Origin of the sequence: Nitratireductor kimnyeongensis, from assembly GCF_019891395.1 — a bacterium.
In the GTDB taxonomy this organism is placed as follows: domain Bacteria; phylum Pseudomonadota; class Alphaproteobacteria; order Rhizobiales; family Rhizobiaceae; genus Nitratireductor; species Nitratireductor kimnyeongensis.
The window spans coordinates 839,357-864,367 of record NZ_CP078143.1; the positions used below are offsets into that span (position 1 = coordinate 839,357).

Annotated in this window: 22 protein-coding genes; 8 read left to right on the forward strand and 14 right to left on the reverse strand. The window is 60.2% G+C overall.

All coding sequences use genetic code 11. From position 1 onward, the window contains the following. Nucleotides 1-3 precede the first annotated feature (3 nt). The 4 genes from KW403_RS03975 to KW403_RS03990 all read left to right on the forward strand — a co-directional run bounded on the left by KW403_RS03975 (nucleotide 4) and on the right by KW403_RS03990 (nucleotide 5,764). Entirely contained in the window at nucleotides 4-1,176 is a 1,173-nt protein-coding gene (locus KW403_RS03975; protein WP_223021457.1) for an efflux RND transporter periplasmic adaptor subunit, read from the forward strand. Continuing rightward, nucleotides 1,173-4,295: an efflux RND transporter permease subunit gene (locus KW403_RS03980; RefSeq protein WP_223021458.1), complete on the forward strand. Its 3,123-nt coding sequence runs from the start codon at nucleotides 1,173-1,175 to the stop codon at nucleotides 4,293-4,295. Before KW403_RS03975 ends, KW403_RS03980 begins: the two co-directional genes overlap by 4 nt. Nucleotides 4,296-4,362: 67 nt before the next feature. Further along, on the forward strand, nucleotides 4,363-4,887 hold the full coding sequence (locus tag KW403_RS03985; protein WP_223021459.1) for a MaoC family dehydratase: 525 nt from the start codon (nucleotides 4,363-4,365) through the stop codon (nucleotides 4,885-4,887). Nucleotides 4,888-5,056: 169 nt separating this feature from the next. Next, nucleotides 5,057-5,764, forward strand: a complete 708-nt coding sequence (locus tag KW403_RS03990; RefSeq protein ID WP_223021460.1) for a class I SAM-dependent methyltransferase — start codon at nucleotides 5,057-5,059, stop codon at nucleotides 5,762-5,764. A gap of 73 nt (nucleotides 5,765-5,837) precedes the next feature. Here the strand turns inward: KW403_RS03990 and KW403_RS03995 are convergent, their stop codons facing one another. From KW403_RS03995 to KW403_RS04025, 7 genes are all read right to left on the reverse strand, one after another. Further along, complete coding sequence (locus KW403_RS03995; protein ID WP_223021461.1) at nucleotides 5,838-7,844, reverse strand: BCCT family transporter; 2,007 nt, start codon at nucleotides 7,842-7,844, stop codon at nucleotides 5,838-5,840. Between the two features lie 213 nt (nucleotides 7,845-8,057). Beyond that, the gene (locus KW403_RS04000; protein WP_223021462.1) at nucleotides 8,058-9,068 is read right to left on the reverse strand and encodes a DUF2156 domain-containing protein; all 1,011 of its coding nucleotides are present in this window, start codon (nucleotides 9,066-9,068) and stop codon (nucleotides 8,058-8,060) included. Between the two features lie 202 nt (nucleotides 9,069-9,270). Next, nucleotides 9,271-9,711: a hypothetical protein gene (locus tag KW403_RS04005; RefSeq protein WP_223021463.1), complete on the reverse strand. Its 441-nt coding sequence runs from the start codon at nucleotides 9,709-9,711 to the stop codon at nucleotides 9,271-9,273. Nucleotides 9,712-9,784: 73 nt separating this feature from the next. Next, nucleotides 9,785-10,327, reverse strand: a complete 543-nt coding sequence (locus KW403_RS04010) for a sarcosine oxidase subunit gamma (RefSeq protein ID WP_223021464.1) — start codon at nucleotides 10,325-10,327, stop codon at nucleotides 9,785-9,787. Then, entirely contained in the window at nucleotides 10,320-13,301 is a 2,982-nt protein-coding gene (locus tag KW403_RS04015) for a sarcosine oxidase subunit alpha (RefSeq protein WP_223021465.1), read from the reverse strand. The genes KW403_RS04010 and KW403_RS04015 overlap by 8 nt, the downstream gene beginning before the upstream one ends. Continuing rightward, nucleotides 13,301-13,594: a sarcosine oxidase subunit delta gene (locus KW403_RS04020; RefSeq protein ID WP_223021466.1), complete on the reverse strand. Its 294-nt coding sequence runs from the start codon at nucleotides 13,592-13,594 to the stop codon at nucleotides 13,301-13,303. Before KW403_RS04020 ends, KW403_RS04015 begins: the two co-directional genes overlap by 1 nt. Before the next feature lie 16 nt (nucleotides 13,595-13,610). Beyond that, the gene (locus tag KW403_RS04025; RefSeq protein ID WP_223021467.1) at nucleotides 13,611-14,864 is read right to left on the reverse strand and encodes a sarcosine oxidase subunit beta; all 1,254 of its coding nucleotides are present in this window, start codon (nucleotides 14,862-14,864) and stop codon (nucleotides 13,611-13,613) included. A gap of 240 nt (nucleotides 14,865-15,104) precedes the next feature. Between KW403_RS04025 and KW403_RS04030 the strand changes: the two genes are divergently transcribed. Next, nucleotides 15,105-15,866 carry an SDR family oxidoreductase gene (locus KW403_RS04030; protein WP_223021468.1) on the forward strand — a complete coding sequence of 254 codons (762 nt, stop codon included), beginning with the start codon at nucleotides 15,105-15,107 and terminating at the stop codon, nucleotides 15,864-15,866. A gap of 10 nt (nucleotides 15,867-15,876) precedes the next feature. Here the strand turns inward: KW403_RS04030 and KW403_RS04035 are convergent, their stop codons facing one another. Further along, nucleotides 15,877-16,941: a hypothetical protein gene (locus KW403_RS04035; protein ID WP_223021469.1), complete on the reverse strand. Its 1,065-nt coding sequence runs from the start codon at nucleotides 16,939-16,941 to the stop codon at nucleotides 15,877-15,879. Nucleotides 16,942-17,192: 251 nt separating this feature from the next. On the opposite strand from KW403_RS04035, the gene rpsU reads away from it, so the two are divergent. The 3 genes from rpsU (at nucleotide 17,193) to KW403_RS04050 (ending at nucleotide 19,038) form a co-directional block, all read left to right on the forward strand. Continuing rightward, complete coding sequence (gene rpsU, locus KW403_RS04040; protein WP_007008828.1) at nucleotides 17,193-17,420, forward strand: 30S ribosomal protein S21; 228 nt, start codon at nucleotides 17,193-17,195, stop codon at nucleotides 17,418-17,420. A gap of 142 nt (nucleotides 17,421-17,562) precedes the next feature. Then, on the forward strand, nucleotides 17,563-18,411 hold the full coding sequence (locus KW403_RS04045; RefSeq protein ID WP_223021470.1) for a tetratricopeptide repeat protein: 849 nt from the start codon (nucleotides 17,563-17,565) through the stop codon (nucleotides 18,409-18,411). A gap of 141 nt (nucleotides 18,412-18,552) precedes the next feature. Continuing rightward, on the forward strand, nucleotides 18,553-19,038 hold the full coding sequence (locus KW403_RS04050) for a DUF992 domain-containing protein (RefSeq protein ID WP_223021471.1): 486 nt from the start codon (nucleotides 18,553-18,555) through the stop codon (nucleotides 19,036-19,038). Nucleotides 19,039-19,113: 75 nt separating this feature from the next. Here the strand turns inward: KW403_RS04050 and KW403_RS04055 are convergent, their stop codons facing one another. From KW403_RS04055 to KW403_RS04080, 6 genes are all read right to left on the reverse strand, one after another. Beyond that, entirely contained in the window at nucleotides 19,114-20,511 is a 1,398-nt protein-coding gene (locus KW403_RS04055) for an NAD(P)(+) transhydrogenase (Re/Si-specific) subunit beta (RefSeq protein ID WP_223021472.1), read from the reverse strand. A gap of 1 nt (nucleotide 20,512) precedes the next feature. Next, a complete protein-coding gene (locus KW403_RS04060; protein ID WP_223021473.1) occupies nucleotides 20,513-20,938 on the reverse strand; it encodes a proton-translocating transhydrogenase family protein in 426 nt (141 codons plus the stop codon). Further along, on the reverse strand, nucleotides 20,938-22,248 hold the full coding sequence (locus KW403_RS04065) for a Re/Si-specific NAD(P)(+) transhydrogenase subunit alpha (RefSeq protein WP_223021474.1): 1,311 nt from the start codon (nucleotides 22,246-22,248) through the stop codon (nucleotides 20,938-20,940). The genes KW403_RS04060 and KW403_RS04065 overlap by 1 nt, the downstream gene beginning before the upstream one ends. A gap of 86 nt (nucleotides 22,249-22,334) precedes the next feature. Further along, nucleotides 22,335-22,562: an aa3-type cytochrome c oxidase subunit IV gene (locus KW403_RS04070; protein WP_223021475.1), complete on the reverse strand. Its 228-nt coding sequence runs from the start codon at nucleotides 22,560-22,562 to the stop codon at nucleotides 22,335-22,337. A gap of 212 nt (nucleotides 22,563-22,774) precedes the next feature. Next, a complete protein-coding gene (locus KW403_RS04075) occupies nucleotides 22,775-23,608 on the reverse strand; it encodes an ABC transporter ATP-binding protein (protein ID WP_223021476.1) in 834 nt (277 codons plus the stop codon). A gap of 77 nt (nucleotides 23,609-23,685) precedes the next feature. Next, nucleotides 23,686-25,005, reverse strand: coding sequence for an ABC transporter substrate-binding protein (locus KW403_RS04080; protein ID WP_223021477.1), 1,320 nt, complete (start codon nucleotides 25,003-25,005; stop codon nucleotides 23,686-23,688). Between the last annotated feature and the right edge of the window lie 6 nt (nucleotides 25,006-25,011).

A 25,011-nucleotide genomic window follows, 5' to 3' on the forward strand; every position in this document is an offset into this window, starting at 1 on the left:
TGCATGTCTTTTTGGAAACAGGCAATTGCCTGCCTCATCGTTCTTATCGCCGCAGCATTCGTCTGGTTTCTGTACTACCCAGGCGCGCAGGATGTCTTGGCGCGCACAGGGCTTGTCTCAACTGGCGCAGGCTCTACACAGACAACCGCCGAGCGCGGTCCGCAGCGGGGTGGCCGTGGCGGAGGTGGTGCGCCAGGACCGGTCGTGACTGCACCAATCACGCACGCCACGATCAATGACCGGCTCACCGCTATCGGCACCGGCCGGGCCCGGCGCTCGGTCGTCGTCAATCCGCTCACCGCTGGCACTCTGGTCGAGATCGCGGTCGCTTCCGGAGCGGACGTAAAGACTGGCGACCTTATCGCCAAGCTCGATTCTGACGCCGAGGAAATCGCGCTCGATCGCGCCGTCATCGCCCTGGATGACGCCAACGCGACGCTCGAGCGCATCAAGGCGCTGCGCACGTCCAATACCGTGAGCGTGGTGCAGCAGAACGAAGCCGAGCTTGCCTTGCGCAACGCCGAGCTGGCGAAACGCGAGGCTGAACTCGCGCTTGAACGGCGCTCCATCACCGCTCCGATCGACGGGACGGTGGGCATTCTTCCCATCTCCGCCGGCAGCTATGTAACGAGCAGCACGGAAATCGCCAGCATAGACGACCGGTCGCAAATTCTGGTGGATTTCTGGATTCCCGAGCGTTACGCCGGATTGGTCGATATCGGCTCGCCACTGACGGCCGTTTCCGTCGCCCGCGCATCTTCGGTTCACGAAGGCGAAATAAGTGCGATTGACAACCGCATCGACCCGGAAAGCCGAACACTGCGCATCGAGGGGCGCATCGACAATCCCGACGACCGGTTGCGCGCCGGCATGGCCTTTACCATCTCCATGCGCTTCCCCGGTGAGACCTACCCGGCCATCGACCCTCTCGCCATTCAGTGGAGCTCCGACGGGCCTTTCGTCTGGGCTGTGGAAGACGGTACGGCCCGCCAGAAACCGGTACGCATCGTGCAACGCAATGCGGACAGCGTGCTTGTTGACGCCGAGTTCGACGAGAACGCCCTCGTTGTCACCCAGGGCATTCACAACGTGCGGGAGGGCTCTCCCGTTGAAACGGCCGGCAATCCGGCCAACGCCGGCGCCAGGCAGGCCAACGCGGGAGGATCCGCGTCATGAAGGAAACGCTTCAGAACGCCCAGACCGGCATCACCGCTCTTTTTGTCCGCCGCCCGGTCCTTGCCTTTGTATTCAATACGCTGATTGCAGTTGCAGGTCTTGCGGCGCTTTTCGGCATCGAGGTCCGTGAACTGCCCGACGTCGATCGTCCCGTCATCACCGTCTCCACCGATTTCTCCGGCGCCGCCGCCGAAACGATGGACCGAGAAGTCACGGCGATGATCGAAGGCGCTGCAGCCCGTGTTTCCGGCGTGGTGGCGATATCTTCAGACTCCTCCTATGGCCGCAGCCGGGTGACTGTGGAGTTCAGCGACAACGTCAACCTGGATACAGCCGCTTCCGATCTGCGCGATGCGGTAAGCCGCATCCAGAACAGTCTTCCCGATGATGCCGACGCGCCGCGCATCATCAAATCCGACAATGACGCGCAGGCGGTCATGCGGATTGCACTCACCTCCGTCAGCCTACCCGTACAGCAACTCACGACCCTGGTGGAAGATGAAGTCGTCGATGCGTTTTCGGCCGTGCCGGGGGTTGCCGACGTTCAGGTTTATGGCGACCGAACGGAAATCTTCCGCGTCGATATCGACCAGACCAAGCTCTCAAGCATGGGGCTGACGGTCGCCGATGTTTCCAAGGCGCTTGACACTGTCGCTTTCGACACTCCGGCGGGCTCCCTCAGCAACACGACACAGGACCTGACGGTACGCGCCACAGCCGCCATCTCGACACCGCAAGAGTTCGAAGCAATCTATCTCAAGGACAATGTCCGCCTGGGAGAGGTGGCGACCGTGACCCTTGGCGGTGATTTGGGGGAAAGCCAGCTGCGGGCCAACGGCCGCACCGGCATCGGACTGGGCATCGTGCGCCAGGCTCAATCGAACACGCTCGAGATCTCCACCGGCGTCCGCAAGGCGGTGGAAGAAGTGCGCGCAATTTTGCCTGAAGGTGTCGACATCGAGGTGACCAGCGATGACGCGACCTTCATCAATGGCGCCATTCACGAGGTTGAGATCGCACTGTTGATCTCCGTAACGGTCGTGCTTCTGGTGATCTTCATCTTTCTGCGCGACGTCCGTGCGACGATCATACCGGGTCTTGCCATTCCGGTGGCGCTGATCGGCACGCTGGCCACCATTTATCTCACCGGCTTTTCCATCAACATCCTGACCCTTCTTGCCCTCGTTCTGGCGACTGGCCTTGTGGTGGACGACGCCATCGTGGTTCTGGAGAACATCGTGCGCCGGCGCAATGAAGGCATGGGCGCGCGCGCTGCCGCCGTGCTCGGCACGCAGGAGGTCTTCTTCGCGGTTCTGGCAACGACAGCCACGCTTATCGCCGTCTTCGTTCCCATCTCCTTCCTCCCCGGACAGGCTGGCGGCCTTTTCAAGGAATTCGGCTTCGTGCTGGCCATGGCCGTCTTCCTGTCCTCGATTGTAGCGCTATCGCTATGCCCGATGCTCGCCTCCCGCATGCTGGCCTCGCACCCCGAAGGGGAAGCACAGAAAGAGGGCGGTGCCGGGTCGGGCACCGGCCGGGTCCTGTCCGCGCTGTATCGGCGCTGCCTGCAGGCCTGCCTCAACGCGCCTGCCGTTGTGGTGGTGATTTCTGTGCTGTTTGCTGCCGCTTCCTACGGTGCCTTCGGCTTCATCAAATCCGAGATCACGCCGAACGAGGATCGTTCGCTCGCCTTCATGCGCGTTTCGGCTCCGCAAGGGGTCAGCCTTGACTACTTTGCCGAGCGAATGCGCCGCATCGAAACGCTGATAGAGCCCTTGCGCGACAGCGGCGAGGTGGTCAGCACATTCTCGATAGCCGGGCGCGGCGCCTCCAACAGCGGCTTTCTCGTGCTGCAACTTGCCGACTGGGAGAACCGCGAGCGCAGCCAGCAGGAAATCGTTGCCGATATCTCCGCCCGTGTACGCAATGAGCCGGGTGTTCGCGCTTTCGTCTTTCAGCCGAACAGTCTGGGCATTCGTGGCGCTGGCAACGGCCTCAGTTTCGCGATTGCCGGCAACAATTACGCCAAACTGACGGAGACCGCCGAGAAGATCGTCGCCGCCATGGAGGAGGATCCGAGTTTCCGCCAGGCCCGGCTCTCCGATGACACGACACAACCCCAGCTTTCGATCGCGATCGACCGCGACCGCGCCTTCGATCTCGGGATCGATATCGACGGACTTGGCAACACGATCCAGGCGATGCTCGATGGCCGCAAGATCGGCTCGGTCTTCATCGACGATCGCAGCGTGGACGTGAAACTGGTCTCGACCACGAACCCGGTCAATGATCCAACCGATCTGGAGAACATCTACATCAAGGCTGGTGACGGTCGCTTTGTGCCGTTGTCCGTTATTGCAACGCTCCAGGAGAAGGCGGTCCCGCCCTCCCTCTCGCGCGAGGACCAGTTGCGCTCCGTGGGCGTCAACGCTGCCCTCGGCAATGTCGCCCTCGGCGAAGCATATGAACGCGCACAGGCGATCGCCGAACCGTTGCTCGAACCCGGCATGCGGCTCGTGCCGCTCGGCGAGGCGGCCGCACTCGGCGAAACCGCCAATTCGATGTTGATCATTTTCGGCTTCGCGCTGGTCATCATCCTCCTTGTGCTCGCCGCCCAGTTCGAGAGCTTCACCAGCGCGGTCATCATCATGGCAACAGTACCGCTCGGGCTCGCCTGTGCTGTCTTCGCGATGCTGCTGACGGGCACCAGCCTCAATGTCTACAGCCAGATCGGCCTCGTCCTTCTGGTTGGCATCATGGCCAAGAACGGAATTCTCATCGTCGAGTTCGCCAATCAGCTGCGTGATCGGGGGATGGGTGTCCGCCAGGCCATTGAAGAGGCATCGCTGATCCGTCTGCGTCCGGTCGCCATGACGATGATCTGCACCATCGTCGGCGGGGTACCGTTGGTGCTTGCAAGCGGCGCGGGCGCGGAAGCGCGTGTCGCTCTTGGCTGGGTGATCGTGGGCGGGCTTGGCCTTTCCACATTGTCGACCCTTTTCCTGACCCCGGTGGCTTATCTGCTGCTTGGCCGGTTCATTACCCCGAAAGTGGAAGAAGAAGAAAGGCTGGAGCGCGAGCTTCAACACGCATCGCGGATCGGTGGCAAGCTGTCCTGAACATCGGACCGGAAGCGGGTGACAACCGCAGGACAAAACTGTATCTGTGCGCGGCGCGCGGGGGCGAATGCATCCCGCGCGACCCCTTCAACAGCCACGGAGTGCCCCGTTGATTACCGGGACAATCAGCATTGAGGAAGCCGAGAAACTGGTGGGCCAGGAAGTCGGCCTATCCAACTGGCGTGTCGTCACCCAGGAAATGATCGACCAGTTCGCTGCGGCGACCGATGATCATCAGTTCATCCACACCGATCCCGAACGCGCCGCGCGAGAAACCCCCTATGGCGGCACGATCGCGCACGGCTTTCTCTCCCTGTCCCTTCTTTCAACCATGGTGTTCGAGGCGGTGCCGCGTCTTGAAGGGGCAGCGATGGGCGTTAATTTCGGTTTCGAGCGGATCCGCTTCCTGGCGCCCGTGCGATGCGGCGCCCGCATTCGCGCGCGCTTCGTGCTCGCCGCGATCAAACTGCGTCCCTCGGGTATCGCCGAGGTGAACTATGATGTCTCGGTGGAAATAGAGAACTCTCTGAAACCGGCTCTGACAGCGCATTGGCTGACACTGGCGATGCCCGATCGTAGTCGGGAGGAATAGAGGAGCGAGTTTCCTTTAGAATAATCCGGTCTGGCTTCGAATCGAGGCACTGCGTTAACGTTACCGGGCAGCAAACAATTGCTCGTCCGTCTTCATACAGTTATTCAACTAATGAATACTTGCAGCCTTCAGATTCTGGAAGGCATTTCTGTTCCTCCAAGAGTTATCCATGCCGCTCAGTTCCAGCCCATCGCTCCAAGAGGAAGAACGGAAAAATCCATACCGAGATCCTGAAAGCCTGGAGTTCAACTTCAGAGCAAGACGATTTCAGCATATCCGCCCGCTTATCGAAGACGCTTTGGACGAGGCGCAACACATCAACATTCTCGATCTCGGCGGCACGGAAGAATACTGGCGGATCGGCGCTGATTTTCTGAACCACCATCGTCACAAGCTCAAAATCACGCTTCTCAATCTGGAAGCGGAGCAGGTGGAAGATACAGAGATCTTCGAAGCATGTGCTGGTGATGCTGCAGATCCCCTATTGCTGGAAGGTGAGCGTTTCGACCTCGTGCACTCCAATTCCGTTGTCGAGCATATGGGTAGCTGGGACAGGATGCAGAGATTTGCCGAAAACAGCAAAAGACTCTCCAGACGCTACTTCGTCCAGACCCCGAATTACTGGTTTCCCTTCGAGCCGCATTTCCGTCTGCCGGGATTTCAGTATCTGTCCAAGACCATGAAGGTCTCACTCGTGCAGCGGTTTCAACTCGGGTTTTTTCCCCGGACACCGGATCGGGGAGAAGCGTGCGATCTGGTCAGGCACAACACGCTGATTTCAGCGACACAGATGCAACGACTGTTCGATGACGGGACCATTGTTTTCGAGAAGTTCGCTTTCTTGAACAAGTCGATCATGGCGGTCCGCGCGCGCTGACCACGCGCTTCCTCTGCAGGCTGGCCGGTCAGGTGAGGCCGGACGCGACTGCAACCCGGCCTCAATGAGCGTGCTATTCTTCTTTCTGCGCCTGAACGTCATGTTCCGGTGCGGCCGAGACCAGCTCTGAGGCCGTCGACTGGACCAGCAGCAGATAGCGCTCATACTGGATCAGAACATCATGGATGATCTGGTCGCGCGTCATCCCCATGACGTCATACCCCTTGCTGCCACTTGAGAACTCGGTCCGGGCTTCGTAACGCAGGCCGGATCTTGCAGCATCGAAGGCGGAGAATGCAGGTAGTTTCTGAGAGGCTGGTGCGACACCGTAGACAAAGTTTCGCATGTCTTCGGCAGGCGAAGTCAACGCGATGGCCCCGCTTTCCTCTTGCTCGACAAATGCCTCCCGTCCCCGCTCGGTTAGTTCCTTTGCCACCTGTTCAAGCGCGGGCTTCACCTCCTTCTGAATGAAGGCGAGGATCTCCTTTTCGCTCGGCGCATGCAGCATCAACCCAAGTCTCCGCTGCCAGGTCAGCCCGGAAGCCGGAAAGGCTGGAGCAACCTGTGGCACAGCGGCATGAGCTTCGCGTTGCGCCAGATCGGCCCGCATCCCTACATAGAGCGCCCAGACCAGGGCCAGCATGACGAATGTGAAGGGCAAGGCGCTGGCAATCGTGGCCGATTGCAACGCACCCAACCCACCCGCAAGAAGCAGGGACCCAGCAACCAAGCCTTCAAGCGCACACCAGAAGACGCGCTGGATGGTTGAGGTTTCCGTTTCGCCACCGGCCGCGATGGTATCGATAACGAGCGAACCGGAATCGGAGGAGGTGACAAAAAAGATTGCGACCAGCGCGACGGCCAGCGCCGATGTCAGCCCCGTGAGTGGCAGATAGGTGAAGAATTGGAAAAGGCCAACTGAGACGTCCTTTGCCACTTCCGCCCCCAGCTCGCCAGCAGCGATGCCCGTATCCACGAAAATCGCCGTGTTGCCGAAAACGGTCATCCAGAAGAAGGTGAAGCCGGCTGGAATGAAAAGGACGGCCGTCACGAATTCCCGCACTGTGCGACCGCGTGAGATGCGGGCAATGAACATGCCCACGAAAGGTGACCAGGAGATCCACCACGCCCAGTAGAACAGCGTCCAGCCATCAACCCAGGGCGTCGGCTCATAGGCATAGATGTTGAAGGTGCGCAGGACAAGCGTGTCGAGATAAAGTCCGATATTCTGAACGAAATCGCGAAAGAGATCCGCTGTCGGCCCAACGACAAGCACGAAGATCATCAATAGGACCGCCACGATCAGGTTCGTTTCCGAGAGGATGCGAACCCCCTTGTCCAGCCCTGTGACCACCGAGATGGTGGCAAACGCGGTGATGACAGCGATAAGGGGCAACTGCACCCAGGGCGCAATGGGCAATCCGATCAGGTAGTTGAGACCTGCGTTGATCTGGGTGACACCCAGACCAAGCGATGTCGCGATCCCGAACATAGTGCCCACTATGGCAAAGATATCCACCGCATGGCCGATGGGTCCGTTAATCTTGTCCTTCAACAGCGGATAGAGGCCCGAACGGATGGTGAGCGGCAAGTTGTAGCGATAGCCGAAATAAGCAAGCGAAAGTCCCACCACTGCGTAGATGGCCCAGGCATGGATACCCCAGTGGAAAAAGGTGACCGTCATGGCCTCGCGCATCGCAGCGATGCTTCCCGGCTCTGCTGTTGGCGGCGCCAGAAAATGGGTCATTGGCTCGCCCACCGCATAGAACATGAGCCCGATGCCCATACCCGCGGCGAACAGCATGGCAACCCAGGAATGATACTTGAACTCAGGTTCGGAATCATCCGGTCCCAACTTCAGTCTGCCAAACTGCCCGAACGAAAACAGAAGCACTGCAGCCAGGAAAATACCGACAGAGAGGAGATAGAGCCAACCGAAGCTCGCCAGGATGCTGCTCTGCAAAGCAGAAAACATCTCCCCCGCCCGGTCGGGAAACACGATACCGATCAAAAGAAACACGGCGATGATGGAAACCGCACCGAAAAAGACCGGTGGATTGATAACAAAGCGATTGAACATGAAGGAATACTCTCTGCGCTTCCGTTTTCGAAATGGCGATTGGCGCTCTCAAAAAATGGCTCGCGGAGGGTAACCCCCCGAATGTCTAGCACACGCTAACAGAGCGCCGGCGGCAAGCGACTCGTTTCTGCGGTGCATGACGTGGATTGTCAATGATTGGAGACCAATGCCAAGGCGCGCACTCGGGGGGGCCTTAACAGAAGATGTATGTTTTCAGACGACTCCGCATGCCCGAACAAGCTTGAGAAGGCGGGGCAGCGAGGGCTTCGTGTTCATCGCGCACCAGGTCTCACGCGTTTCCCCCCCATAGCTTTCCTTATGTCTTGCGAGCGATTGCGTGGGATAGACGAGCTTTTGTGCGATCGGATTGGTGTAGATGAACCGGAATGCGCGGCGGGTCAGCCAATCCTTCTCGAACTCCTGATCCTCAATCTTGTGAAATGGCATGAGACCCAGATAAAGCTTCGGCACGCCTTCAGCCTGAAACGTTTCAACAGCATTGCGGACGAGAAAATATGCCGCCAGCGGATCCGTATCGGGCAACCAGCGCCGCGTGGCCGAGAGGTAGCCCATCAGCTTGCCGTCTTCATATAACGGATCGAAGAAGGCGAAGGCGAGCGGCTGGTCATTCCCGTCCAGAATGAAAAACTTTCGGACATCGGGTTCGTCACGCAACTGGATCGGACGCACGAGAAAGGAAAGCTCGCGGCGCTTCGTGGTGCGGGTGCGCCGCCAGCCAAGGGAGATATCCTCGACCTGTTCCGGCTGCAGCGAGGCCAGGGGAACTTCGGCAACGCGGCACCCCATGCGGGTAAAACGGTTCGTCGCCGTCCGGAAACTACGTTTGGAAGGCCCGGCGAAACTATAGGTTTCGAGATCGATCAGGCTCTCGATACCAAGCGCATTGACGAAGAACCCCTTCGACGAAAGAAGTTCCACCATAGGCCGGGAGACCTGCCAGAAGGTCACGTCTTTCTTTGAAGCGACAAACGCATCCAGAAGCGCCGGCCAAAACTCTCGCGGGGCAAGTGGATCGGCCAACGCATAGGCTGTGCGCCCCACCATGCGGTACGCGATCACACCATCTTCATTGCCGAAATACCGCATTCCCGGCTGATGCGCGACCGAATAGGCGAGCACGAAACATCCGTGCCGCTGGAGAAGCGCATGGCGCTGTTTATCGGTGAGAAGAGCGTTGTCGCTCAGACGATCGAAATTTGACAAGCGAGCTATCTGGTTCACGGCGAAGAATCATGTTCCGCGCCCCCACGGACGGAGGGATGCCACGCATCACACGGCGTGACAAGGCAAAGATGACGACGGGATCCTGCTTTGCAGGCCCTCCGCCATGAACAAGACCCACGCTGCATGTGCGTTGCCCACGAAACACTGCTGCAGTGATGCCGCAACCAAGCTGCGATCGGGACTATTCGTCGCGCTGTGGACGACCCGTGCGGCTCGTCCGGGTGACCGATACGGGATCGCTGGCGGGAAAACTGTCCTCCAGCCCTTCTTCCAACTCTTCCTCGAGTTCATCTTCCTCGCTATCGCTTTCCGGCTTCCTTGCGAATTCTCCCGGTGCGCCGGTACGGGTGGCGCGCGTCACGGAAACCGGATCGCTGGCCGGAAAGCTCTCTTCGAGGCCTTCTTCCAGCTTCTCCTCAAGCTCGGCCTCGTCCGAGTTCTCATCCGGCTTGGGCGCGCCTTCGTCTTTCTTGGAGTATTCGCCCGGGGCGCCGGTGCGGGTCACATGAGTGACGGACACGGGGTCGCTGGCGGGGAAACTTTCTTCAAGCCCCTGTTCGAGCTTTTCCTCCTTGGTGGAGGGATCTTCCTGCGTTTTCGTCTTCTTGGGGTCAGGCAACATAGAGAACATCCTTTTCCCGTTTAATGTCGAAGACCGCCTTCCGGTTCCGCCTCGGGACCGGTGAAAACAGGAATTAGCGGTCGCGTGCTGCAGCCTCCAGATGCATGAAAACGTAATCGGCAAAGGAACGCCAGGTTTCCACACGGAACGCGTCGTGGCCGGTACGCCACAGGATGATTTCGACCTTGCCGAATACAGTGCGCGAGCAGGCACCGACCGGAAAGGCGTCGAGGGAAAGGTCTTGCGGGCAACCGGCATTGAGCACCGGTTCGCAACGCGGGCCAGAGACAAGTACTGCAGTATTGCGATGGGAAACATCCACGGCTGAGTGAAACGCCGTGACCGAGGCACAGATGCCGGAGAGATTTACCCGGTTCACGTCGATCACCAGCCATTCATCCGGCCCGAGCCAGAGTGCGGCGCGACCATCCTTTGAACTGGAGGTTTTCGGAAGCTTGGGCAAAGCGAGCCCGAGAGCGTTCGACAGGGGTTTTACTGCGGCTTCCGGCGCACGCAAGGAAAGGCGCGACGCTGGCTCGGCCCGAACCAGCGTCAGACCGTCCGTATGGAGAAAGCGGCCCTCAAGCGCGCTTGCGCGGGTTATCGTTTCAGCCATCGGTGCGCACTCCCTTTTCATCGAAGAAGACGGTGGAAGCGACCTCCACTTCGATCACGCCGTCGGGCATGGGCACGTAAAGCGTGTCGCCCATGCGTTCATGACCGCCCGCGACCAGCGCCAGCGCGATGGAATGACCGCAATTCTCCGACCAGTACGAGGAGGTGACATGGCCGAGCATGGGCACGGGCACCGGCGCTTGCGGGTCGGCAACGATTTGCGCGCCTTCCTCCAGAACCGTTTTCGGATCACGTGTTCTGAGACCGACAAGCTGCTTGCGGCCTGGGGCGGTGAGGTCCGGGCGCATCAGCCCTCGCATGCCGACGAAATCTGCTTTCTTCTTGCCTATCGCCCAGGAAAGCCCCGCATCGTGCGGCGTGACGGTGCCGTCTGTCTCCTGCCCGACAATGATGAAGCCTTTTTCGGCTCTGAGCACATGCATGGTTTCGGTGCCATATGCGCAGGCGCCCTGCTTCTCGCCCTCGGCCCACACCGCAGCCCACACGCCACGGCCATAGTCGGCCGGCACGTTAATCTCGAAGCCGCGCTCACCGGTGAACGACATGCGGAAGAGCCTTGTGGGAACACCGCAGATCCTCCCCTCACGCACCGACATGTGCGGCATCGCTTCATCAGACAGGTCGATGCCTTCGACCAGCGGGGCGATGATGTCGCGGCTTTTCGGCCCCTGCACGGCGATGACAGCCCATTGCTCCGAGGTGGAGGTGAGATAGACCTTCAGGTCCGGGAATTCGGTCTGAAGATAGTCTTCCATGTGGTTAAGCACGCGCGGTGCGCCGCCGGTCGTGGTGGTTACGTGGAAGCGGTCTTCGGCGAGACGCCCGACCACGCCATCATCATAGATGAAGCCGTCCTCGCGCAGCATGATGCCATAACGGCAGCGCCCGACGCCGAGCTTCTGCCACGGGTTCGTGTACATCAGTTCCATGAATCGCGCGGCATCGGGCCCGACGACCTCGATCTTGCCGAGCGTGGAGGCATCGAAAATGCCCGCACTCTGGCGCACCGTACGGCACTCGCGGGCGACGGCGGCGGCCATGCCCTCGCCGGCTTGCGGAAAATACCAGGCGCGCTTCCACTGGCCGACATCCTCGAACACGGCCCCGTGAGCCTCCGCCCAATCATGCATGGGCGTGCGCCGCACCGGCTCGAACAGACGGCCCTTGCCGTGTCCCACAAGCGCGCCGAAGGTGACGGGCGTGTAGGGCGCGCGGAAGGTGGTGAGGCCGACTTCGGGAATGGTTTTTCCGAGCATTTCGGCAGCGATGGCCAGACCGTGCATGTTGGACGTCTTGCCCTGATCTGTCGCCATGCCGGTGGTGGTGAAGCGCTTGACGTGTTCGATGGAGCGCATGCCCTCCCGCACCGCCTGGCGGATGTCTTTCGCCGTCACGTCGTTCTGGAAATCGACGAAGGCCTTGGCGGTGCTTTCGGCACCAGCCCCCTCGCCTGTGCCCAGCATGCCGCCGCTCCAGCGCTCGGTGCTATTGGAGGAAAGCTTTGGTGGCTTGCCGGATGCGCCGCCGGCCTCGTGCCCGGCCTTCAAGGCTTGTGCGACTGTCTCGCCCAAATCCACCGTGCCGGCGCACGCGCCAATCGAGACCAGTTCCTGAACCGACTGGCCGGGGAGGAAGCGCTGTGTTTCGGCATCAAAGGCAAGCTTGCCGCGCGACTGCGAGAAGAGATGAACGGCAGGTGTCCAGCCGGATGAGGTGATGAGTGCATCGCAAGAAATGCTGCGCTCGGCCCCGCCGGACACCGGACGGACGGTGATGGAAGAAATGCGAAGCCGTCCGCTCGTACCGGTTACGGCATGCCCCGTCAGGCACTCAATGCCGAGACGTTGCGCCTCTTCCACATGAGGCCCCTGCGGATCGGTGCGGCAATCGACAATGGCGGCAATGCCCACGCCCGCGCGTTTCAGATCGATAGCGGCCTGCCATGCGCTGTCTTCACCCGTGTAGGCTGCCACATTGCGCCCGACCGCAACACCGTAATGGTTGAGATAGATGCGGGCGGCAGACGCAAGCATGATTCCCGGCCGGTCGTTGTCGGGAAACACCATGTGCCGCTCGATGGAACCGGTGGCGAGCACCACCCGCTTTGCCCGCACCTGCCAGAGCCGCTCGCGCGGCTGATCGGCCGCGGGGCTTGCAAGGTGATCGGTCACCCGCTCGACAAGGCCCACCATATTCTGCGCGTAATATCCAAACCCCGTGGTGCGGGTGAGAAGCTGGACATTGCTGCGCGCGGCGAGATCCGCGGTCACGGATTGAGCCCACTCCCAGCCGGACATGCCATCGATCATCGCGCCGGTTTCGTAGCGCAGCGCACCGCCAGCCTCTGGTTGTTCATCGGCAAGAATGACGCGCGCGCCGGCATCGGCGGCAGCGAGCGCGGCAGAAAGCCCCGCCGCGCCACCGCCAATAATCAGCACGTCGCAATGGGCGAAGCGGTTGGCATAGCAGTCGGGGTCGGGGCGGTCGGGCGCTTCGCCCAATCCGGCGGCGCGCCGGATGAAAGGCTCATAGAGCTTTTCCCAGGCGGCCTTCGGCCACATGAAGGTCTTGTAGTAGAAACCGGCGGAGAAGAAGGGCGATGCCAGATCGTTGAGCGCGCCGACATCGAAGGAGAGCGAGGGCCAGCGGTTCTGTGATACCGCTTCGAGCCCCTCATGGATTTCCTGAACGGTGGCCCGCACATTGGGCGCCCTGCGCGCTGCATCACGATGGACGCCGACCAGCGCATTGGGTTCTTCCGCACCGGCGGAGACCATGCCGCGTGGGCGGTGATATTTGAAGGAGCGACCGACAAGATGCACGCCATTGGCAAGCAGAGCCGATGCGAGCGTGTCGCCGCGCAGCCCCTCGAAGGATTTGCCGTCGAAGGTGAAACGAACGGGATCGGCCTTGCCGAGCCGGCCGGCAGTGGCAATGCGGAAAGGCTGGGTCATCACTTGCCCTCCCCATCGAGATCGGGCTTCGGTTCGCCTGCCTTGTAGGTCGTCAGGAACCGGTCCGATACCGTGTCGCGTGCGGCGTTGAAGAAGCGGGCACAGCCGTGGATGTGCCGCCAGCGTTCATAGACGATGCCCTTGGGGTTTGAGCGAATGAAGAAAAAACGCTCGAAATCTTCGTCCGAGAGTTGGGCCATGTTTTCAGGCCGCGCAATATGCGCCTCGCCGGCATGGCGGAATTCAAGCTCCGGCCGGTCTTCCTTGCAATAGGGGCAATGAATGAGAAGCATGTGATCCCCTTTGAGTCTAATGCGCCACGGCGGCGGCAGCAGCCTCGTCGATGAGTCGGCCGTTGCGGAACCGCTCCAGCGTGAAAGGTGCGTTGACGGGATGCGGCTCGTCGCGCGCAACGGTGTGGGCAAAGACATGCGCCGAGCCCGGTGTCGCCTTGAAGCCCCCCGTGCCCCAGCCGCAATTCACATAGAGCCCGCTGACCGGCGTTTTTGCGAGAATGGGCGAGCGGTCGGGCGTGACATCGACAATACCGCCCCACGACCGCAGCATCTTCATGCGGGTGAAGATCGGGAACATCTCGCAGATGGCGTCGAGCGTGTGCTGGATGATGTGCAGCCCGCCGGTTTGCGAATAGGAGGTGTATTGATCGGTGCCGGCCCCGATGACCAATTCGCCCTTGTCGGACTGGGAGATATAGGCGTGAACCGTGTTGGACATGACCACACAGGGAAAGACCGGCTTGACCGGCTCGGACACCAGAGCCTGAAGCGGGTAGGATTCCAGCGGCACCTGAACGCCCGCCATCTGCATCAACACCGAGGAATGGCCGGCGGCGACAACGCCGACCTTCTTCGCACCGATGGTGCCGCGCGTGGTCTCTACGCCTGTGACCGCGCCATCCGGTCCACGATTGATGCCAGTAACCTCGCAATTCTGAATGATGTCGACGCCGCGCGCGGCTGCGGCTCGCGCATAGCCCCAGGCGACTGCATCGTGGCGCGCCGTGCCCCCGCGCCTTTGGAGCGCCGCACCCATGACCGGATAGCGCGCCTCGCGCGATATGTTGAGCGGCGGGCAAAACGCCTTAGCCTCCTCGGGCGTCAGCCATTCGTTGTCGACCCCGTTCAGCCGATTGGCGTGAATGTGGCGCTTGAACACCTGCACATCGTGCACATTATGCGCCAGCATCATCACGCCGCGCGGCGAATACATGACGTTGTAGTTCAGATCCTGCGAAAGCCCGTCCCAGAGCCTGACGGAATGATCATAGATGCCCGCACTCTCGTCATAGAGATAGTTGGAGCGGATGATGGTGGTGTTGCGACCGGTATTGCCGCCGCCGAGCCAGCCCTTTTCCAGAACGGCGACATTGGTGATGCCGTGCTCCTTTGCCAGATAATAGGCCGTCCCAAGCCCATGGCCGCCGGCACCAACGATGATGACGTCGTAATTCTTCTTCGGTTCGGGAGAGGACCACTGCTCCGGCCAGCCCCTGTGGCCACGCAAGGCCTCGCGGGCGATGGCGAAGACGGAATATTTGCGCATGGGCCTCTCCGCAATGCAGGCAGCGCGCCGCAGCCGGGCGCCTTCAGACACAGCCTAGCAGTAGCGAAATCCCGCGCAATGCTTTGCGCTGATTGCGACGGCGATTGCCGTTTTGCGCCAACGCTCGTTGCCATTCGGTTCGTCTGACGTCTCGGCTGGTTTCGGGTGGCTGACACGCCGCATTGCTGAAAGTTTCGCATCACCCGGCTACGCCGGCAACGCGAAACGGAAGGATATTAGATGACATCGCTGAATGAGAAAGTCGCCATCGTAACCGGCGCAAGTGCCGGTATCGGCCGGGCGGCGGCCAGGCTGTTCGCCCGGCACGGCGCCAAGGTCGTCGTTACAGCGCGGCGGCAGGCAGAACTGGACACACTTGTGGACGAAATCGAAGCGAATGGAGGCGAAGCACTCGCGCTTGCCGGCGATGTGCGCGAGGATTCTCACAATCAAAAACTTGTCGCAGTCACAGAAAGCCGCTTTGGAGGTCTCGACATCGCCTTCAACAATGCCGGCGCTGTCGGCCCGCTGGTGCAGATCGACGCACTTGAACGCACGGACTGGAACGATGTGATCGAAACCAATCTGAGCTCCGCCTTTTCGGCTGCCCGGTACCAGGTACCCGCCATGAGACGCCGCGGCGGCGGTTCGCTGATCTTCACGTCGAGCTTCGTTGGGTATGAGACCGCAGGCATGCCCGGCATGGCGGCCTATGCGGCGAGCAAGGCCGGGCTGGTCGGCCTCGTTAAATCGCTCGCATCGGATCTCGGGCACGAAGCCATTCGCGTGAATGCCCTTCTTCCCGGCGGCACCGACACCAGAATGGCCACGTTCGAAAACGAGGAAGAGCGCGCCTTTGTCGAAGGCATGCACGCGTTGAAACGCATCGCACGTCCCGAAGAGATCGCCCAGTCGGCACTCTTCCTCGCTTCGGACGCATCAAGCTTCACGACCGGCACAGCCATGCTGGCCGATGGCGGCGTTGCCATCAACAAGGTCTGACTGGGGCGCGCTATCGCTGCTGGCGAAATCGCTTCGCCAGCATCCATCCATAGGCGAGGAAAAGAATTGAGATATAGAACTCGCGCACCTCGGACAGCTCATACCCATCCACCATTTCGACCCCGCGCGTGATAAACACCAGTTTGGAAACCACATAGATGGCCGCAAGGGCGGTGGCGGCAAGGCGCAGCTCGAAGGATTTGAGTTGGCGAACGATGTCGAGACAGATCAAGAGCCCCAGGAAGAACCAGACCTGATAGGGTACGATGTTCCAGGATTCGAACATCAACGACGCGACGGGCAGCCCGAAAAGCGCAAAGATGCGCGGTGGCAGATAAGGCTCCACCTGGCCGAAAAGACCGTCCGCACCCCGCGGCCAGCACCAAGGCAGGACCACAAAGCAGAAGATCGCGCTCGTGTAGTAGATGGCCTCGAACTGGTAGGTGTAGAAATTGTGGATGTTGGTTTCGTTCTGAACGTTTTTGCTGAAGAGCTCGGGCGTAGCCCAGCCAAGCCAATGCTGGCCCCAGGACATCTCTTCCATCAGAATGAGAAACACCACACCGGCCATGCCAGCCAGCACCAGCAGCGGCGGGAAGATGCCGAGCAGCCGTGTGCCACGCATGCCGCGCGCACGCCAGGCAGCGATAAGGAAACCGACGACAGCTGCAATGAGCAAAACCTCGGTGGCCATACCCAGCGGCTGCATCTCGCGGACAAAACCATTCAACGCAGTGGGAACAAAATGCACGGCGGCTGCAACCGCCAGAAGGAATGTGCCGGCAGCAGCCATGGCCCAGAACGCCTGCGTGCGTTCCCCTCTTGCCAGGACCACGGCACTCATGGCCGGCTTCAAGGCGAAAAAGAGGAAGAGCGCTGCCAAAAAGGAGAAACCTATACGGACACGGCCGAAGGGCGTGAAATCAGGATCGCCCTTGCGCAACAATCCATACCCATGGACAACCTCGCCATAGACGACCGAACCGAGGACCAGTGCAAAAGTGGCCACGCCAAAACCAAGCCGCATGGCCCCCATTCCCGAGCCGGTCACAGCCCGTCCATATCCATCCGCCATGTCGATATACTCCAGTATGCAAGACACGCCTGTGTAGTAACGCACCCTTTTTTCTACGTTAACGCGAGCACGGGAATAGGCTTTCACAAGCTACATCCACAAGAAAGCACTCGACAGCGGGCAATGCGTCTGCTATGTGCCACCGCTATTCGTGGCTGAATTGCGTCACGGAACCCTTTGCCCATGGGCAAATGGAAAATCGAATTCACTGCTAAACAAACCGAAGACCAACGTTCTGACAGGAAACCCACGTGCAGGTACTCGTCCGCGACAACAATGTTGATCAGGCGCTTCGCGCGCTGAAGAAGAAAATGCAGCGCGAAGGCATCTTCCGCGAGATGAAGATGCGTGGGCACTATGAAAAGCCGTCAGAAAAGCGTGCACGCGAAAAGGCTGAAGCCGTTCGCCGCGCGCGCAAGCTGGCGCGCAAGCGCGCGCAGCGCGAAGGTTTGGTCGGCGGCCGGCCGGGCGCCCGCTGATAGCGCCCAGTTTTCGACTATTTTAGCTTATAGAGGACGCGGTACGATCTTTGGATCGTGCCGCGTTTTCGCATATCCGATGACTTTTCGCATGGGGACGGCAATGGCTTGGTTTGGCACGCGGGTTATGGCATTAAGTGGCATGACTTCTTTCGACACGCCCCCATCCCGCGCATCGCGCAACGCGTTTGCCGGTCTTGCACTCGCAGCGCTTCTACCCTTGGCAGCCTGTCAGACCGCCACAAACCCCGCGACCGATCTGAGCAGGATTGACACTGCGCAGGGTTCTGCCGAGAACATCGGCTCACTGAGTGCCGTGATTCAGAGAACCCCCAATGAACCGGAAGCCTACAACATGCGTGGCGCGGCTTACGGGCGCGCGGGCCGGTACCAGGACGCGCTGAAGGACTTCGACAAGGCAATCTCGCTGAATCCACGTTCACCGAACACGTATGCCAATCGTGCCTTGATCCATCGCTACATGGGCAACAATCAGCAGGCGCTGGCGGACTACAATCAGGCGATCTCACTCGATCCCAACTATGACACCGCCTATATCGGGCGTGCAGAAATCTATCGCCTCTCCGGCCGTTCGGCCGACGCGCTTGCCGATCTGGAACGTGCCATACATCTCGATACGACAGATCCACGGGCCTATTACCGTCGCGGACTGCTTTATCAGGGAAGCGGCCAGCACCAGTTTGCCATCGAGGATTTTGCCAAGTCGATCTCGCTTTCGCCGGATGCGCCCTATGGCTATAACGGGCGCGGACTATCCTATCTGGCGCAGGGTGACGACGAGAACGCCTTCTCCGACTTCAACACCGCCATCCGGCTCAATGACGATCTGGCGGAAAGCTGGGCAAACCAGGCGCTCGTTTACGAGAAGCGCGGTGACAAGGAGAAAGCTGCGAAATCCTACGCTCGTGCGCTTCAGCTCGATCCGGAATATATGCCAGCCCGCGATGGATTGGCCCGCACGCGGCTTTAATTTCTTATATCTATCAAACCCTTAGCCTCGGCCACCGGCGCCGGGGCTTTTTGTTGAGTTCGTACGGGACTGCATAAAATATTCTGGAACCTTCTTCGCAGTGGCGTGTTTTGAGCCCGGACCACAAAAGGAGTTCCAGTGATGAAAAAAGCAATCATTCTCGCTTCCGCCCTGACGGCCGCAGCAGCCACGCCAGCCTTTGCCCAGGAGCGTGTCGAAGTCGGTGTCCTCGACTGCGTCATCGAAGGCGGAGCCGGCGTGGTGATCGCCTCCTCCCAGGAACTGGCCTGCACCTTCGAGCCGGCTGATGACAGCCGTCCGCCTGAAACCTATGTGGGTGTCGTGAACAAGTTCGGCCTCGAAGTGGGCGTCAAGGACGCCACACAGATGCAGTGGCTGGTGATGGCCCCTACGGCCGATGCCTATGCGCCCGGCGCGCTTGAGGGCGATTACGCTGGCGTGAGCGCGGAAGTGGCAGCCGGTCTCGGCGCTGGCGCCAATATTCTTGTCACGCAGGACAGCCAGAGCCTCATGCTTCAGCCACTGAGCTTGGAAGGCAAGGCAGGCATCAATGTCGCGCTGGGTGTCAGCGAGTTCCAGCTGCGCTCCACCTCTGCTGCCGAGTGACCATCCCCTGCCCCACCCGGCAACAAAAAAGCCCGGCTTCGCGCCGGGCTTTTCTTTGATGAGAGTTCCTCGATGTCAGTGATCCATCGCCTTGACGATGTCTTCCGTCATCTTCTTCGCATCGCCCAGAAGCATCATCGTGCCATCCTTGTAGAACAGCGTGTTGTCGATGCCGGCATAGCCGGAGCCGAGTGAACGCTTGACGAAGAGACAGGTGCGCGCCTTGTCCACGTCGAGGATAGGCATGCCGTAGATCGGCGACGACTTGTCGTCGCGCGCGGCCGGGTTGGTCACGTCATTGGCGCCGATGACATAGGCAACGTCGGCCTGCGCGAACTCGGAGTTGATGTCTTCGAGCTCGAACACCTCGTCATAAGGCACCTGGGCCTCGGCGAGCAGCACGTTCATATGGCCCGGCATGCGGCCTGCGACCGGGTGAATGGCATATTTCACCTCGACGCCCGCTTCCTTCAGCTTGTCAGCCAACTCACGCAACGCATGCTGTGCCTGGGCGACGGCCATGCCATAGCCCGGCACGATGATGACCTTCTGCGCATTCGCCATCAGATAGGCGGCATCGTCGGCGGAGCCCTGCTTGACCGTGCGGTCCATGTCATCGTCGGCGGCAGCAGCCGTCTCGCCGCCGAAGCCGCCGAGAATGACCGAGATGAAGGAGCGATTCATGCCCTTACACATGATGTAGGACAGAATCGCGCCGGATGAGCCTACGAGTGCGCCGGTGATGATGAGCGCGAGGTTGCCGAGCGTGAAGCCGATGCCGGCTGCAGCCCAACCCGAATAGGAGTTGAGCATGGAGACGACGACCGGCATGTCTGCACCACCAATCGGGATGATGATGAGCACACCCAGCACGAGGGATGCGGCTACGATCAGCCAGAAGATGGTGGTGCTCTGCGTGGTGACAAGCAGCACAATCATCACGACCAGAGCAATGGCGAGACCCGCATTCACCACATGGCGCATGGGCAGCATGATCGGCTTGCCGGACATACGGCCATCGAGCTTTAGAAAGGCTATGATGGAGCCGGTGAAGGTGATGGCGCCGATGGCCACACCAAGCGACATCTCCACCAGCGCCTGCGCGTGGATAGCGCCCAGCTCACCAATGCCGAAGCTTTCCGGCGCATAAAGAGCGGCAGCGGCCACCATCACGGCGGCAAGACCGACGAGCGAATGAAACGCGGCCACCAGCTGCGGCATGGCGGTCATGGCGATGCGCTTGGCAATCACCGCGCCGATGCCACCGCCAATGGCGAGGCCAACAACGATGAGCACAAACCCGCCAAAAGACGGCGTTGCGTAGAGCAGGGTGGTGCCGATGGCGATGGCCATGCCGACCATGCCATAGACATTGCCCTGACGGCTGGTGGTGGGATGCGACAGGCCCCTCAACGCGAGGATGAAGAGAATGCCGGAAACGAGATAAAGGAAGGATGCAAGATTGGCGCCCACGTCACTTGTCCTTCTTTTTGTACATGGCAAGCATGCGGCTGGTCACAAGGAAGCCGCCAAAGATGTTCACCGACGCCAGGATGAGCGCGATGAAGCCGAAGCCTGTGGCAAGGCCGGAGGCGGAGATGCCCACGGCAAGCAGCGCACCGACAACGATAACGGAGGAAATCGCGTTGGTGACCGACATGAGCGGCGTGTGCAACGCAGGCGTCACAGACCAGACCACGTAGTAGCCGACAAAGATCGCCAGCACGAAAATGGCAAAGCGGAACACGAACGGGTCGATTGCGCCACCGGATGCGCCATGCGCGAGTGCGCCGGCGGCATCGGCGACTTCGGCCGACTGAAGGCCTTCAAAGGCGGCGCGAACGCTCGCCGCGGCGCTGTCGAGCTGGTCGAGCGCCTTTTCTAGTGCGGTTGGTTCCATCAGGATTCTCCCCCCGATTTGGTTGCGGCAGGCTTATCGGCAGTGCTGGACGCAGCAGCCGGCTTATCTGCCGTTTTCTTCGTCGCGGCGGAGCCGGCAGCAGGTTTGGCTGCGGGCTTGCGCGCCGGCGTCTTGCGGGCCGGTGCCTTTTTCGGCGCCGCTGCCTTGGCAGCAGGCTTTGCGGTATCGACGAAATTGGGATGCACGACCTTTCCGTCATGGGTGAGCATGGTGGCCTTCACCAGCTCGTCTTCCATATCGACGGCAAGCACCTTCTTTTCCTTGTCGACCATGGTCTCCAGGAAGGTGTAGAGGTTTTTCGCATATAGAAGCGAGGCGGATGCGGCCACCCGGCCCGGCACATTGAGATGGCCGATGATCTTCACGCCATTGGCCGTTGAGACGACCTCTCCGGCCTTTGCACCTTCCACATTGCCACCACGCTCGACCGCCAGATCGACGATGATGGAGCCGGGCTTCATGGACTTGACCATGTCGGCACTGACAAGGCGCGGCGCGGGGCGGCCCGGAATGAGCGCCGTGGTGATGACGATGTCCTGCTTGGCGATGTGTTCGGCAACGAGCTCGGCCTGGGCTTTCTTCTCTTCGTCGGTCAGCTCGCGGGCATAACCGCCCTCACCCGAAGCATCCTTCAGAGCCTCGGTCATGATGAACTTCGCGCCGAGCGACTGGACCTGTTCACCCGCTGCCGCACGAACGTCGGTGGCGGTGACGACGGCGCCCAGACGGCGCGCGGTGGCGATGGCCTGAAGACCGGCAACGCCGGCACCCATGACGAACACCTTTGCGGCGGGCACGGTGCCTGCGGCGGTCATCATCATCGGCAACGCACGATCATATTCGGCGGCTGCATCGATTACGGCGCGATATCCGGCAAGGTTGGCCTGTGAAGAGAGAACGTCCATGGACTGGGCGCGCGTGATGCGCGGCATGAACTCCATGGCAAACGCTGTAACGCCCGCCGACGCCATGGCCGCCACATCGCCCTCATTGCCGTAGGGATCCATCGAAGCAAAGACGAGCGCGCCCTTCTTGTAGGTCTTGACTTCCGCCGGCGTGGGGCGACGCAGCTTCAGGACAACATCCGCCTTGCCGGCGTCAGAAGCCTTGCCGATCTTTGCTCCGACCTTCTCGAATTCACTGTCGACAATACGCGATTGTTCGCCTGCGTTTTTCTCGACGATCACGTCGAAACCGAGACCTACAAATCGCTTGACCGTTTCGGGAGAGACCGCAACACGGCCTTCCGTTACGTCAATTTCTTTAGGCACAAATATGCTTTGTCCCACCGTCATATCCTTTCGGTTGGACCGTCCCCCCAATTCACGGAGCTGAGGGAGCAGCTCCGCACGTCACATCACGGCAACAATGGCTCCTAGCGCAGCAGCCAGCTGCCGATCACCGAGAGCAGAATGAAGAGAACGGTGCTGGAGAAGAAACCAGCAGAGGTGAAGAAACCAAACGCCATAGCCACCAGAATGGCGACAACCACGACGCTTGAATATTTGATGACGGCCAGGAAAAGATCATAGGTCTTTTCGTGTTCGGCGTAGTCCATTTCCGCGCCCGTTTCGGCCGGTCCGGCCGGCAAATTCTCTGCCATCACAAAACCCCATGGGAATAGAATTGGTCTTGGGAGATAGCGAAAAGATGACCGAAGGGCAATGGGAGGATTGCCGCATGAACAAACCAATGCGGTTTGAGGCGCGATAAGAGAACCGTTTTCAGCAAATCGGTACGGAATGTGGAAAAATCAGCTCTTCTAGCGTGGAAAGGCGTTCCAAAATTCCGGCACCGAGCCCGAAAATGCATGAATCATGAAAGCCAGCGCTTGCGTCTCTTGTAGTGTTTGACATTGCGGAAGGAGCGCCGCCCCTCGCCGCCGACACCGAGATAGAACTCCTTCACATCCTCATTCTCGCGCAGCGCCTTTGCCTCGCCATCGAGCACGACACGGCCCGATTCCAGAATGTACCCGTATTTGGCATAGCGCAGCGCCACATTGGTGTTCTGCTCGGCGAGAAGGAAGGAGACGCCCTGCTCCTCATTGAGCTTTCTGACGATCTCGAAGATCTCTTCGACCAGTTGCGGCGCGAGCCCCATGGAAGGCTCATCGAGCAGGATCATTTTCGGTCGCGACATGAGCGCCCTGCCGATCGCTGTCATCTGCTGTTCGCCGCCTGAGGTATAACCCGCCTGCGAATTGCGCCGCTCCTTCAGACGCGGGAAATAGGTGTAGACGAGATCGAGATCCTCACGGATCGCCGTCTGCCCGTCGCGCCGGGTGAAAGCACCCGTCAACAGATTGTCCTCCACCGAGAGATGGCCGAAACAGTGCCGCCCTTCCATGACCTGAATGCAGCCGCGCCGCACAAGGTCGTTCGGCGAAAGATTCTGGACTTCAGCTCCGCCAAACAGGATGGAGCCCTTGGTCACCTCGCCGCGCTCCGCATGGAGCAGGTTGGAAATGGCTTTGAGCGTCGTGGTTTTGCCTGCTCCATTCGCACCGAGCAGCGCCGTGATCCCACCACGCGGAACCGAGAGGGATACACCTTTCAGCACCAGTATGACGTGGTCGTAGATGACCTCGATATTGTTGACTTCGAGGATCTGTTCATCTGTCTGCGGCGCGGGCGCTGGTGTCGTCATGCCGTCGGTTCCCATGTCTCGGAGATGTCTCGGAGAATGGCTCCCCGCACGCGGCGGGGAGCCGTGGCAAAAAGTGCCTACATGCTGCACTCTTCATTGAGCGGCCATGGCGCGTTGGCTTCCGCGTATTCCTTGGCCTTTTCATTTTCCAGTTTCTCGATTTCGGCACGGTCGGGTGTCAGCAGATCCGACGCCTTGACGAATTTCGCGCCGTCCCATTGCAGCATCCAGCCACCGCCATGGCCGGTGTGATCGGCGCAGGACGTGCTGAAGGGAACGAGCATGCCTTCGGCACCAAGCTCATTCAGGCGGGCTTCATCCAGATTGATATTCTCCAGACCCCAGCGCAGCTGCTCCGGGCTGGGATTGCGTACATCGAACTCTTCCTGCGCAGCCTTGATACCCTCGACCAGAATGACGGAGATCATGAGACCGCGCTGATAGAACACGGAATCGAACTCACCTTCACCCTGATTGATCTGCGACTTCCCGGCATCGACGACATATTTCTTGATGTCGGCCATGAGCGGAGCCTCCGAATTTGGCACGCTCCAGGAAATGGAGCGGTAGCCCTTGCCCTGATCGCCGACCAGCTTGAGGTCGCCGTCATGACCGGACCACCAGACGCCCACGAACTGATCCATCGGATACTTCGTCTTCACGGCTTCGGTGATCGCGCCGGCATTCATCGCACCCCAGCCCCACATCACCACGAAATCGGGCCGCTCGCGGCGGATCTGCAGCCACTGCGCCGACTGGTTCTGCATCTCCGTCAAACCGACCGGGATCGGAACCAGGTTGAAGCCATGCTTTTCCGCCAGCACTTCAAGCAGGGGAAGCGGCTCCTTGCCGAAGGGATGATCGAGATGAAGGAAGGCGATCTTCTTGTCTTTAAGACTGTCGAGATTGCCGTCCGAAATGTTCTTCAGGATCATCGATGCGCCATCCCAATAGGATGACGGCGGATTGTAGGCCCACTGGAAAACCTTTCCGTCGGCCATGGGCGAGAAGCCATAGCCCGGCGCGAGGATCGGGATCTTGTCGACATTCGACTTGGGCAGGACCTGAAGCGTGATGCCGGTCGACCAGGGCTGCGTGACCACGGCGCGCGCCTTGGTCTTCTCGTAGCACTCGACGCCTTTTTCAGTGTTGTAACCGGTCTCGCACTCGTCATATTCGAGTTTCACGCCGTTCAGCCCGCCATCGCGCTCGTTCAACAGGGTGATGTAGTCGCGCTGACCATTCATGAGCGGTGTGCCGGTGGCCGCGAAGGGGCCGGTGCGGTAAGCCAGGTTCGGAATGTAGATGCTTTCGTCCTGCGCGGCGGCAGGGACGGCAAAACCTGCGGCAGCGAACAACGCTGACGACAGGATCGCATTTCTGAGCATTCTCTTCATACTCTC

Coding starts and splice junctions, on each gene's coding strand:
- KW403_RS04035 (WP_223021469.1), bottom strand. CDS start 16,941: ATGGCGGATGGATATGGACGGGCTGTGACCGGCTCGGGAATGGGGGCC.
- KW403_RS04045 (WP_223021470.1), top strand. CDS start 17,563: ATGACTTCTTTCGACACGCCCCCATCCCGCGCATCGCGCAACGCGTTT.
- KW403_RS04010 (WP_223021464.1), bottom strand. CDS start 10,327: ATGGCTGAAACGATAACCCGCGCAAGCGCGCTTGAGGGCCGCTTTCTC.
- KW403_RS03995 (WP_223021461.1), bottom strand. CDS start 7,844: ATGTTCAATCGCTTTGTTATCAATCCACCGGTCTTTTTCGGTGCGGTT.
- KW403_RS03975 (WP_223021457.1), top strand. CDS start 4: ATGTCTTTTTGGAAACAGGCAATTGCCTGCCTCATCGTTCTTATCGCC.
- KW403_RS04020 (WP_223021466.1), bottom strand. CDS start 13,594: ATGCTTCTCATTCATTGCCCCTATTGCAAGGAAGACCGGCCGGAGCTT.
- KW403_RS04080 (WP_223021477.1), bottom strand. CDS start 25,005: ATGAAGAGAATGCTCAGAAATGCGATCCTGTCGTCAGCGTTGTTCGCT.
- KW403_RS03990 (WP_223021460.1), top strand. CDS start 5,057: ATGCCGCTCAGTTCCAGCCCATCGCTCCAAGAGGAAGAACGGAAAAAT.
- KW403_RS04030 (WP_223021468.1), top strand. CDS start 15,105: ATGACATCGCTGAATGAGAAAGTCGCCATCGTAACCGGCGCAAGTGCC.
- KW403_RS03980 (WP_223021458.1), top strand. CDS start 1,173: ATGAAGGAAACGCTTCAGAACGCCCAGACCGGCATCACCGCTCTTTTT.
- KW403_RS04060 (WP_223021473.1), bottom strand. CDS start 20,938: ATGGAACCAACCGCACTAGAAAAGGCGCTCGACCAGCTCGACAGCGCC.
- KW403_RS04005 (WP_223021463.1), bottom strand. CDS start 9,711: ATGTTGCCTGACCCCAAGAAGACGAAAACGCAGGAAGATCCCTCCACC.
- KW403_RS04075 (WP_223021476.1), bottom strand. CDS start 23,608: ATGACGACACCAGCGCCCGCGCCGCAGACAGATGAACAGATCCTCGAA.
- KW403_RS04070 (WP_223021475.1), bottom strand. CDS start 22,562: ATGGCAGAGAATTTGCCGGCCGGACCGGCCGAAACGGGCGCGGAAATG.
- KW403_RS04050 (WP_223021471.1), top strand. CDS start 18,553: ATGAAAAAAGCAATCATTCTCGCTTCCGCCCTGACGGCCGCAGCAGCC.
- KW403_RS04015 (WP_223021465.1), bottom strand. CDS start 13,301: ATGACCCAGCCTTTCCGCATTGCCACTGCCGGCCGGCTCGGCAAGGCC.
- KW403_RS03985 (WP_223021459.1), top strand. CDS start 4,363: ATGCATCCCGCGCGACCCCTTCAACAGCCACGGAGTGCCCCGTTGATT.
- KW403_RS04025 (WP_223021467.1), bottom strand. CDS start 14,864: ATGCGCAAATATTCCGTCTTCGCCATCGCCCGCGAGGCCTTGCGTGGC.